This is a genomic window from Gammaproteobacteria bacterium (assembly GCA_033720895.1).
Lineage (GTDB): Bacteria > Pseudomonadota > Gammaproteobacteria > Natronospirales > JAJUFS01 > JAWWBS01.
Genome location: JAWWBS010000066.1, coordinates 1 through 10528, shown reverse-complemented (window position 1 = coordinate 10528; position 10528 = coordinate 1). Strand labels below are relative to the sequence as shown.

The 10528-nt window shown below is 58.2% G+C and carries 8 protein-coding genes; 1 reads left to right on the top strand and 7 read right to left on the bottom strand.

Annotated features, from left to right (window positions below; translation table 11 throughout):
• The 3 genes from R3217_09220 to R3217_09210 form a co-directional block, all read right to left on the bottom strand.
• Positions 1-240, bottom strand: a 240-nt coding sequence (locus tag R3217_09220; GenBank protein MDX1455622.1) for a hypothetical protein, incomplete at its 3' end; no start/stop codon positions are given.
• Positions 241-337: 97 nt separating this feature from the next.
• Positions 338-757 carry a hypothetical protein gene (locus R3217_09215; protein ID MDX1455621.1) on the bottom strand — a complete coding sequence of 140 codons (420 nt, stop codon included), beginning with the start codon at positions 755-757 and terminating at the stop codon, positions 338-340.
• Between the two features lie 7 nt (positions 758-764).
• Complete coding sequence (locus R3217_09210) at positions 765-5405, bottom strand: RHS repeat-associated core domain-containing protein (GenBank protein ID MDX1455620.1); 4641 nt, start codon at positions 5403-5405, stop codon at positions 765-767.
• A 293-nt stretch (positions 5406-5698) separates the two neighbouring features.
• Between R3217_09210 and R3217_09205 the strand changes: the two genes are divergently transcribed.
• Entirely contained in the window at positions 5699-7228 is a 1530-nt protein-coding gene (locus R3217_09205; GenBank protein MDX1455619.1) for an aldehyde dehydrogenase family protein, read from the top strand.
• A 67-nt stretch (positions 7229-7295) separates the two neighbouring features.
• Here the strand turns inward: R3217_09205 and R3217_09200 are convergent, their stop codons facing one another.
• The 4 genes from R3217_09200 to R3217_09185 form a co-directional block, all read right to left on the bottom strand.
• Positions 7296-7874 carry a hypothetical protein gene (locus R3217_09200; protein MDX1455618.1) on the bottom strand — a complete coding sequence of 193 codons (579 nt, stop codon included), beginning with the start codon at positions 7872-7874 and terminating at the stop codon, positions 7296-7298.
• Complete coding sequence (locus tag R3217_09195) at positions 7871-8428, bottom strand: hypothetical protein (protein MDX1455617.1); 558 nt, start codon at positions 8426-8428, stop codon at positions 7871-7873. Before R3217_09195 ends, R3217_09200 begins: the two co-directional genes overlap by 4 nt.
• Before the next feature lie 162 nt (positions 8429-8590).
• Complete coding sequence (locus R3217_09190; GenBank protein MDX1455616.1) at positions 8591-9136, bottom strand: hypothetical protein; 546 nt, start codon at positions 9134-9136, stop codon at positions 8591-8593.
• 83 nt (positions 9137-9219) lie between these two features.
• On the bottom strand, positions 9220-10528 hold a 1309-nt coding region (locus R3217_09185; GenBank protein MDX1455615.1), incomplete at its 5' end, for an EAL domain-containing protein.

Genomic DNA, 10528 nt, shown 5'->3' with positions numbered 1-10528 from the left:
GGGATGGATCTCGAAGTCTTCGTCCGAGACCTTGTCCTTGTAGGCCAGGTAACGCACGCCCTTGTAGTCGAATTCCATGAACGCCTTGCCGGTGAAAAAGGACCGACCGTTCGGCATGCGCACGACCTCGACCTCCGGCAGCGCAGCAATCCGCCGCGCCAGCCAGAAGCGGCTGTGCCAGGTCTTGATCGCCAGCGACCAGGCGCGCGCTGGCTTGGGGCCTTCCTCGATGATTTCCATGGGCAGATTGTAGGCAAAAACAAAAAAAGAGGCAGCAACCTAAAGTACTGCCCCAAGTACTGTCGCCTCTGAAAGGAACCCCTGAGTAGGGTGCTTACTAAATTCGGCAGTTATTCCAGCGAACTCGCGACTTCTCAATACGAACATTTGAGTAAACATCTACCCGATAAAAGCGAAGACCAGTAGGAACGCCATTGGTTGTCCGCAAAGGAATCCAAATCTCATTTCCAACCTTGCTGATATTTCCATGGAATCTTAGTTCTACAATATCTCCATTCTCAGCCACTAGGGTCGCTTTGATTGAAGAATCCGGCAACCTTTCTCTAACTGCCTGAAAATCAGAAACCTCTAGTGCAGTACCAAACAAATTGGTTGCCTCAATCTCAAGGTATGCGCCAGAGGTTATTGCAGCAACCGGCTCCTCCAACTGAAAAGTATGTTGTCCTTCAATATCTATCGGAGACGCGGCTAACCATACCGACTTCGAGAAGAAAAGTATTTTTAAGAAAGTAATCATTTACTTATCATTTGAAACACGAAGGGCATTCTTCACCCTCAATATACTTTTCTTTGGCCAGATTTATTACGTCATCAACCCATGTTTGACAGTTACGTGCGCCAGCCATATGAGCCGGGAGCCCCCTGAATGCCGCCAAGTTATAGTTAGGTTCCCCTATTTCTGCAGCCGCCTCTTTGACGTACGAGTCAAATTTATCGTCAAAGCAAATCATGTTGCATGCCTTTCCAATAATTTCGTCGCTTGATACTTTGCCCTCGCCCCAAATCAAGTTTCCGGCCGTATCTTCTTTTGGCCCAAAGCCAAGAAAATCTCCGCTGATGTTGAGATAATCGTGTCTAAAGGGATTTATCCAATTCTGAGTTGTAGCACGCGCGGAGGGCCCTCCCAGCTCTCTAGCGCAGCGGCTTACCCAAAGCCCCAAAACATCCGAGTTCGAGATTGCGTTTGAATAGCCATAAATGTAAGTGTTTGGGCCATCCGCAAGGCCAATCGGATCACTCTGCGTGTACCGCCCCATCGCCGGGTTGTAGCTGCGGAAGTAGTTGTAGTTCAGCCCCGTCTCGGCGTCAAAGTACTGGCCCGGAAATCGGAGATTCAGTTCGATGTTCGAATTCTCCGTGACATCAACGTCACCAAACGGCGAGTAATCGCCCTGCCAGGCTACTTGTTGGTTGGCATCCGTCACGATCTGTGGCGTGTTCAGATGGTCGACGTGGATGTAATACACCTCGCCCTGCTCCAACACGGCAATCGGCCGATCGCCCAGCCAGACGTATTGCTTGATGGCTTCGCCGTTTTCGTCGTATTCGCCGATCAGATGTCCTGCTTCGTCATAAACGAACAGGACTTTGCCGGCGACCTCGCCGAGTTCATCAATGGAGAACTGTGCAGCATAGCTGCTGATAGCAGTGCTGACCGGATCCTTCTTCTGGCCCTTGTTCTTTCCATTGTTCTTGCCGTTGTTCTTGGCAGGTCCGATCAGCCTGGCAATGCTGGCATTGTCCTTGTTGTCGATCACGCCGTCCTGGTTGCAGTCCGCCGCCGGAACGCTTGGAATGCGTCCCTTGATCATGTCATGCAGAGCTAGCAGGTCGTTCTGGTCAATGATTTCGTCGCCATTGGCATCGCACAGCATGCCCGTGCTGGTCTCGAACCGCGGTTTGCTGACGCGCTGGCCAAGGGCGTTGTGCACGTAGCCGTAGCTGCCATCAGCCGTGCTCACTGAAACAAAGCGATTGCGCTCGTCATAACTGAAGCTCTTATCGCCATCCGTCAGGCTGTTACCCGCCTCGTCGTAAGCGATGGCCTCGCCGTCGACGTCGACCAGTCGATTGGAATCCGCAGCGTATCCATAAGCATTATAGATGCCGTTGTCGGTCTCGCTGGTCCGGTTGCCGACGCTGTCATAGGTCCATTCCAGTCTGCCGTAACCTCCTGTTGCCGAAACCAGGCGATAGAGGCTGTCATAAGCAAAGGCTTGGCTCTTGCTGCCATCGACTGCGTTGTTGATGGCGATGATGTTGCTGGCTGCATCCCAGTTGTAGTTGCGGTCCAGCATGGTGCCTGCGCGAATGCTGAGCAGGCGACCATCGTTGTCATAACTCCGGGTTTCAACCAGGCCATTGCCATAGATCAAGCTGTCGACCGGCCCGAACGGCTGGTAGCCGATGTCACTGGCAATCTGTTGTGTCGTGCCATCGAGGTTCTGCACGGACATTCCGCTCACCCGCCCCAGGGAGTCCCGTTCGTAGAACACGACCTGGCCGTTCGGGTAGCTGATGGATGAAATGTTGCCTGCTGCGTCGTGGTCATAACCCACGCTGAGCGGCGTAGCAGCTACAACTGTATCCTTGCTGACCAGTTCGCCCCGCGGGTTGTAGCTGTATTGGGTGCTGCCGGATTCATCAACGAGCGCGACCAGGCGGCCTACACCATTGGCACCTGTATCGTACTGGTAGCTGATGTCTTTTTCCGTGCCGGGATAATCGATGAAGGTAAGGCGATTTAGTGCATCATATTCGAAGTGAGTTTCGACACCACGCGCATCTACATGCAGGATACGATTCCCGGCGGCATCGTACTCATAGATAGCCGTACCAGCATCCGCGGAGCGGGTTTCCATTAGCTCGTCAAATCCGTTGTAAATGTAATCCGTTGTTACGCCACGCTGATCGACCGCCTGGATCAGGTTGTCACGAGGATCAAAGTCATAGCGGGTGATGCCACCCAGGGCATCTACGGTCTCGAACAAGCGATCCAGGGCGTCGTAGCGCATGGTCGTGCGGTTGCCAAGGGCATCAGTCATCGCCGTGCGCTTGCCTTCGATATCGGTCTCGAAAGCGCTGCGCTGCCCTGCGCCACCGACGCTTGCCACCAAGTGGTTCAGCTCGTTGTACTCGGCAAAGGATTCTCGCGTAATACCTTCGCTCGGGCCGGAGACATGCTGAGCGATCCGGTTACCTTCGCTGTCGAGCTCGTAAGCAATGCGATTGCCCAGCCCGTCTTCAATGGCGATCAGGCGATGCGCACTATCGTACTCGTAACTGATGCTGGCGCCATTTGGCATGGTGGTTCGGCGTAGCTGCCCGAAGCTGTCGTATTCGAACGTCGACGTGGCCGCGTAGGCCGTCCCCACAGCTACAGTGCGGCGGACCAGGCGCTGGCGTGCATCATATTCAAGGGTGGTTACAACGCCGTTCCTATCTACAATTTCCTGTAGCTTGCCATGGGCGTTATAGGCCGTATAGCGGGTTTCGTGGCCCAGGGCATATCGTATCGCTGCTATATTGCCGGCAGTATCGTAGACATATGTGGTTATGTCACTGACGTCCTCGCGTGGGCCATCCATGGTCAGTACCTGGCCGTGCTCGTTGTAGGTCCAGGTAGTCTGCCGGCTTTCCCCGCTTGCGAGGTCAGTCACCGTGCGGCTGGTGCGGTTGCCATCACTGTCGTAACCGTATTCGGTCATGCGTCCTGGCTCGGTGATACGCACCGGCAGCCGGAAGTCCGGATGCCATTCGGTGTAGACAGTGCGTTCTTCCGGCGTACCGACTGCTTCGATCAGCGCCGTCCGGAGACCGCGGTCATTGAACTGCTGGCGCGTGATCTCGCCTTCGAAGTTTTCCTTCTCCAGGATGCGACCCGTCTCGTCCAGCTCGACGCGCGAGACATTGCTGCAGCCGTCACACGGCTCGGAGCTGCCGACCACGCGCCACACGCCATGACTGACTTCGCTTTCCAGCGTGACGACCTGGCCATTGCCCTGGACCATGGTCGTGGTCGAACCATCACGTGTGATCTGCACGTCATTGGCGCCATCGCCATGCGTGCTGCGGATAGCAAGACCATCGACGTCATATTCCCAACGGGCATAAAGGTCGCCGTTCTCATCGTAAATGGCCGTCAACAGGGTCCTGTCGTTGAACAGTGCGTTGGCGTATTCATAGCGCCGCACTGCCCCATCCTCGCGGATTACGGCAGTCAGTTTTTCGTCACTGTCGTGCTCGAACGCGATGCGTTCGCCGCCCGGCAGGACGACGGCATTTACCAGCCCGCCTGCGTGTTCGAACAGCATCTCGCGGCCAAAGTCACTGCGCACGGCAGCGAGGTAGCCATCGCTGTCGTATTCCAGGTCCACGCCATGACCGGCACGGTTTTCGATTCGCTGGAGCACACCCGCAGCCGAGTAGTACTCGCGGCGATCACTGGTATCGACCAGCAGCCAGCGGCCATCCGGCAGCTCGCTCAGTGTCAGCTCGATGTCGTCCTGGGGGGCCCAGCCGCCAGCAGCGGGCAGAAACAGCAGCGAACCCCCGGACTGGCGGTAGGCGCGAATGCTGGGATAGTTGCCTTCGCGGCGGATTTCCAGCGAGCGGTCGTAGCTATGCGTCCAGCTGCGACCCACACGCGTATGGCGTCTAGCCGGTGCAGTTGTTTCGGTCGGGTCGTCGTACTGGCCGACCGTATAGGAGAGCGCACTGGGGCCTCGGCCTGTTACGCCGGAATAACGAGGCTTGCGCGCCCCGTGGGTGTCGGGATTGCCAAGGCTGTTGAAATAACGGGTGAATCTCAGCAGGGGCTCGGCTGAATTCCGGTAGTCCTGCTCTGTTTCGAATTTGTTGCCGGTTGCGGCATTGATCGGGTTGCTGGGGTTCTTGTGCTGGTTGGTCTCGTCGCAGGTTTCCGGGCAGGTGCCGTTGTTCTTGTCCGGCATGGCGTCGTTAGGCTGGCAGGCTGCCGGCCCACGTGCAGATACATCTACCTTCTGGTAACCCTCGGGGCAGACATTGATGCGCTCGATTGACAGGACATCGGCGACACTGGTGTTTCCATACGACGTTACCGTGCACCTGACCGAATAGGTCTGCGTCTCACCTTGGTTCCTGTAACGCGGATTACGCAGCGTGGCGAATTCGTAACTAATCTCGGGATGATCGGGTTCGGCCCAGTCGCAGGCCTTCGCGCCCAGGTCTTCCGCCGAGTGTTCGTACTTCGCTGCCCCGCCTTGGGTCCAGTTCGAATCGGGAATGGCCCAGTCGGTCCACTGTCCATCAACGATGGGTGGCTCATCTTCCGCGGAGGCGGGAACAGGCAAACTGAATGAAACGAACAGGACGACGAACAGCAGGACGCGAGAAAAAGACACGAAACCCCCCAGGAATTGAAATGCCCCAAAAAAACCGGGCTTCTGCGGCCCGGAATATGGGGTGTTTTTACCTTTATCTGTACCGCATTGCAATATGTCAACTAGTCCGACCTCGGACAAACCCTGGCTCTCTGCGTTCAAGGTGAAAAGAGGTTCAGTTTTTGGCAGAATACGCCGCCTTCGCAGCGCGGCTTGAATTCCGCGGCCGCGAGACCCATATCCACCGCTATATACAATGTGTCTTTACCGGCGAGATCGGGCTGTCACCCGCGCCGGCAACCCCAGGGGGAACCATGGCAGATATCAAGAAGATCCTTTCCGAACTCGGCCTGCAGGAAGAGAACGCAGGTGTGTGGGCGTCCAAGTCCGGCTGGCTGAAGGGCGAAGGCAATGTGCTGGAATCCATCAACCCGGCCAACGGCGAAGTCATCGCCAAGGTGCGCTGCGCTTCCAAGGCCGAATACGAGAAGGTGATCACCGAGGCCGAGGCCCTGTTCGAAGAATGGCGCAAGGTCCCTGCCCCGCAGCGCGGCGAAGCCGTGCGCCTGGTCGGCGAGGCACTGCGCAAGCACAAGGATGCCCTCGGCAGCCTGGTTTCCCTGGAAATGGGCAAGATCAAGCAGGAAGGCGACGGTGAAGTGCAGGAAATGATCGACATCGCCGACTTCGCCGTTGGCCAGTCGCGCATGATGTACGGCCTGACCATGCACTCCGAGCGTCCGGACCACCGCATGTACGAGCAGTGGCATCCGTTCGGCGTCGTTGGCGTGCTGACCGCGTTCAACTTCCCGGTCGCTGTCTGGGCCTGGAACGCCATGCTGTCGGCCATCGCCGGCAACGTGACCGTCTGGAAGCCGTCGCCGAAGACCCCGCTGACCTCGATCGCCTGCCAGAACATCGCCAATGAAGTCCTCGAAGCCAATGGCTTCCCGGGCATCTTCGGCCTGTTCAACGACGACACCAACGAACTCGCGCAGACCTTTGTCGACGACGAGCGCATCAAGCTGGTGTCCTTCACCGGTTCCTGCGCCATCGGCAAGCAGGTCGGCCACCGCGTTGCCCAGCGCATGGGTCGTTCCCTGCTGGAGCTCGGCGGTAACAACGCCCTGATCGTCGACGAGACCGCCGACATGAAGATGGCGATCCCGGCCATCGTGTTCGGCTCGGTCGGCACCGCCGGCCAGCGCTGCACCACCACGCGCCGCGTGCTGGCCCACGAGTCCATCATCGACGGCCTGGTCGAGAGCCTGAAGAAGGCCTATGGCCAGGTGAAGATCGGCGATCCGCTGGAAGAAGGCACGCTGATGGGCCCGCTCTGCGACGAAGGCTCCGTGCAGCGTTACGTCGAGATGATCGAGAAGATCAAGCAGGCTGGCGGCACCATCGTCACCGGCGGTAACAAGCTGGAAGGCAACTACGTCGAGCCGGCCATCGTTACCGGCCTCTCCAACGACTCCGAGATCGTGCAGACCGAAACCTTTGCACCGATCCTCTACGTCATGCCGTTCAAGACGGTCGAAGAAGCCATCCAGATGCAGAACGCCGTGCCGCAGGGCCTGTCGTCCGCCATCTTCACCATGAACATGCGCAACGCCGAGAAGTTTCTGTCCTACCAGGGCTCGGACTGCGGCATCGCCAACGTGAACATCGGTACCTCGGGTGCCGAGATCGGCGGCGCCTTCGGTGGTGAGAAGGAAACCGGCGGCGGTCGCGAATCCGGCTCGGATGCCTGGAAGCAGTACATGCGTCGCCAGACGAACACCATCAACTGGTCGACCGAGCTGCCGCTGGCACAGGGCATCAAGTTCGACATCGATGTCTGATCGAAAGCGTCACGCTTGAAATGAAAAGCCCCGCAAAAGCGGGGCTTTTTTCATGCAGTGGGGCCGCTTACTTCAACGGCTGTGCCAGCGACTTGCGCAGGTTCACACTGCTGCCGAGACGGACTCGAACGTCACTGCTTGCTGCCCTGCTCTCGTCCTTCACCCGGACATCGGTGATGCGGAAGAAGGTGTTGCGCGTGTAATGGAGGGTGCCGATGTAGACCGCGCGGTCACCGTCCTGCACGTCGATGCGAAACTGGCCGTGCAGTGGCGCCGAACCATTGCCCTTGGTGGCATCCATCATGACCCAGCCCTTGAGGATGTAGAAATCCTCCCGCGGCACTTCCAGCATGAAGGTCTCGTCGAATGGCACTTCGATACGACGCTTCAAGTCGCCCCAGGCCATGTGGTCGCCGACCTCGCGAAGCGCGGTATCGGTAGCGAGAATCGCCGTGTTGCGATATTCCTCGTACATGCCGAGTTCCTGCTCTTCCGGCTTCAATGGCGGGTCCAGCACGAGCTTGCCCACCAGGAGGATGCTGTCCTGGCCGAGGCTGTCCATTGCAGTGACAGGCTGGATGGCGGATGACGGTATGCATGCCGACAGCAGGCTGCCGAGCATCGTGATCAGCAGCAGGCGCGTCATTTGCTAAGTGCCCTGATGCGAGCCTCGATGCGACGCTGCCAGTTCGGGCTGTCCTTGATGTCGTCATGCTCCAGGAGCATGCGCAGCACATCGATCTCGCTCATGCCCTCGATCGGCTCGAGGTCGAACTTGTCCTGCTCCAGCCAGCCAGTATCGACTTCGACGTAGCGATAGGCGCCAACGAAGTACAGGCCGGGTCGAGTGACGACAATGCCATCGCTGCCATATTCCGGGAAGTTATACTGGTTGTTGCCGCCGAGGAAGCTGCTGCCACCGAAGGCCGCCAGCTGGTAGGCGCCTTCCCGCAGGTAGGGCTGGAAAAACGCGCCATCTTCCACGGCAAAGCTCCAGTAAGGTGTCTCGCTGGCGGGTTGCACCTGCTTGAGGCTGGCCCAGTCGAGGCCCGTTGGTGCGTCTTCCATGTCGACGTAACCAAAAATCATGGAATTGAGCGGGTCATCCATTTCGTAATCGACGGTCTCGGTGGTCGCGCAACCGGCGAGTGTGAAAAGCAGGATGGTGGTGACGAACGCAGGCAGGATCTTCTTGGACATTGCCGTTTCTTCCTTGTGTTTGTTGTTCTGTCGGTGCAATCGACAATACCGCAAGGCATTGATGATGCAAACGGGCAAGGTTCACGGTTTTTGCTTAATGCAATGCAGCAGGCAAGCGCCAGGCAAGGCTGGTCGGCGCAGTGCGGCGGGTCGATGGATTGTTCAGTCTGGTCGTGGTCGATACATCGCGCCAACCGAGTTGACGCCGAAGTCCCAGCCAAAGTTGATGCCGCTGTAATTGTCACCGACCTTGATCTGGAGATACATGTCGCCCACCTCACCTAGTCGATTTTCCAGGAAGACGTAGGCTGCCTCGTTCTCCACGCCACGAATGCCGAAACCCAGGCTGGTTCTCGCGCCAAGCTTGTAAGCCAGCTCCAGCGAGGGTGCATACAGGAAGGAGGAATCACTGCACTTGTCTTCGTCCACCTGGTTGCCAGTCTCGGTGTCGCGACAGATGGTTTCGGCAATCAGGATGAAATACCGCGTCTCGGTAGCGTAGCGATCGTTTTCATCCGCTACCGCCGTTCCGGAAGCAAAATTGAAGCGCGTGGTCAGATTGCCATGTGTCCAGAAGTAGCCAAGGCCGATATCGACACCCAGGCCATACTCGTCGACATCGGAAAGGCCGCCATTGATTGTCCAGCCCTGTTCGGCATGGGCAGGAAACACGGACAGCAGAAGCAAGGTGAAGAGCAAGCGCCGCATGGTGCGACCCCTTTCCGGGCGTCGCCGGTCAGTTGCCTGTGTTGATTATTGCCGCTGGAGCCGATTTGTAAAGTTGCGGGAGATCAGCCCTGACGACTTGCCAGCCAGGCCAGGAACTCTTCTTCCGGCAAGGCCTTGCTGTAGTGGAAGCCCTGGGCGGCATCGCAGTGGTAATCGAGCAGGACATCGAGCGCACTCTGGTCTTCGACCCCTTCGGCAACCACCGATCGCCCGAAAGCATGTGCCAGCTCGATGCTGGAACGAACGATCGCGGCATCACCGCTGCTGCTGGCGATATCACGGGTAAAGCTGCGGTCGATCTTGAGCTCGGTGAATGGCAGGTGCTTCAGGTGCGTCAGCGAGGAATAGCCCGTGCCAAAGTCATCGATTGAAAGCCCGATACCGAGCTGGCGAAGCTCGGAAAAAACACCGTCGGCCAGCAAGGAATGCCTGAGCAGGCTGCTTTCCGTGATCTCCAGGGTCAACATCTCGGGTGGGACATGGGCTGCCACCAGCAATCGCGCAATCCGTCGTGGCAGGTGCGCATCATGCAGGCTGCGCGGCGCCATGTTCACCGATACGCCGATGCGATGCCCTGCTTCCAGCCATTTGCTGCAATCCTTCATGGCACGCCGCAGGACCCAGAGCGTAATGGCGTCGATCAGGTTGGTGGTTTCGGCCAGCGGCAGGAATTCGTCGGGCATCAGCAACCGGCCATCATCATGCTGCCAGCGCAGCAAGGCTTCGACTTTCCTGACTTCACCGCTCGCAAGGTCTACCTGTGGCTGGTAATGCAGGCGCAGGTGCTCGTCGTCGATATTGTGGCTCAGCTCGGAGACCATCTGGATGCGGGCCGGGGAATTCACGTCCAGCGAAGGGTCATAGACGGTGAAGCCGGCATGCCGCTCCTTGGCGGCGTACATCGCAATGTCGGCACGGCGCATCAGGGTGTCCGGATCGCGACCGTGGCGCGGGCACTGCACGATACCGATGCTGACGTTGACGATCAGGCTCTGGCCTTCGACCTTGAAAGGTGCATTGAGAGAATCAACCAGGCGTTTCGCCAGGGCGGTCGCCTCCTCCGGGCGTGCCTGCGGTTCGATCAGCACGGCAAACTCGTCACCACCCAGTCGCGCAATCGTGTCCTGGCCGCGCACGGCCTGCCGGAGCCGCTCGGCAACCTTGGTCAGCAGGACATCACCGACGTAATGCCCGAAGGTGTCATTGACCTCCTTGAAGCGATCCAGGTCAAGCAACAGCAGGCCGTATTCCTTGTCGTGCCGGTCCAGGCCCTCGATGCAATGCTCGATACGGTCGTAGAGAAGCGCACGATTCGGCAATCCGGTCAGTTCGTCATGCAGGGCCTGGCGCTGCAGCTCCTCGAGGTGCGCC